This is a genomic window from Streptococcus mitis (assembly GCF_946190325.1).
Classification (GTDB): Bacteria; Bacillota; Bacilli; order Lactobacillales; family Streptococcaceae; genus Streptococcus; species Streptococcus mitis_CF.
Genome location: NZ_CAMHZR010000028.1, coordinates 1 through 652, shown reverse-complemented (window position 1 = coordinate 652; position 652 = coordinate 1). Strand labels below are relative to the sequence as shown.

Annotated in this window: 1 protein-coding gene, 1 tRNA gene and 1 pseudogene; 1 reads left to right on the top strand and 2 read right to left on the bottom strand. The window is 36.7% G+C overall.

Going from position 1 to position 652, the window contains the following annotated elements; all coding sequences use genetic code 11:
* Positions 1-81 precede the first annotated feature (81 nt).
* Positions 82-155 (top strand) — tRNA-Asn (locus N8M95_RS09195).
* Between the two features lie 119 nt (positions 156-274).
* Here the strand turns inward: N8M95_RS09195 and N8M95_RS09190 are convergent.
* Together N8M95_RS09190 and N8M95_RS09185 are read right to left on the bottom strand one after the other, a co-directional pair.
* A pseudogene (locus tag N8M95_RS09190) lies at positions 275-470 on the bottom strand (transposase); the annotation flags it as partial.
* Between the two features lie 63 nt (positions 471-533).
* Positions 534-652: IS3 family transposase (locus tag N8M95_RS09185; RefSeq protein ID WP_152038681.1), on the bottom strand; the 119-nt coding region annotated here is incomplete at its 5' end.

The following is a 652-nucleotide window of genomic DNA, read 5'->3' as shown; positions in this document are numbered from 1 at the left end:
CGAACACAGAAGTTAAGCCCTAGAACGCCGGAAGTAGTTGGGGGTTGCCCCCTGTGAGATATGGAAGTCGCTTAGCTTTAATCCGCCATAGCTCAGTTGGTAGTAGCGCATGACTGTTAATCATGATGTCGTAGGTTCGAGTCCTACTGGCGGAGTAGTTAAGTAAAGGAGGTATAGACCTTCTTTTTATTATGTAATTTTCACCCTACCTCGCTCCGTTAGGTGTGAGATAGATAGTTTTTTTCAACTGTAGTGGGTTGAAGAAAAGATAATATCTAGAAAGGACAAATTTTGTCCTTTCTTTTTTGATGTTTATAGAGATGAAAATCCATTTTTTTCAAGTTTTCAAAGTTCCGAAAACTAAAGGCATTTCGTTTGATAAGTTTGAAGAGATTATTCATCGCTTCTAATTTGGCGTTGGAATAGGGTAATTGAAGAGCGTTGACGATTTTATATTTGTCCTTGAGAAAGATTTAAAAAATCAGTCTGAAAAGTTTGATACTGTACTGACCCCAAAAAGTTAGACAATTAATTTATCCGAAGGATTTAGTTCTATATTGCACAGGACTGAGTCCTTTTAGTTTTACCTTAATTCGTTTGTTGTTGTAGTAATCAATATAGTCTACAATGGCTTGTTCCAATTGCTTAAGCG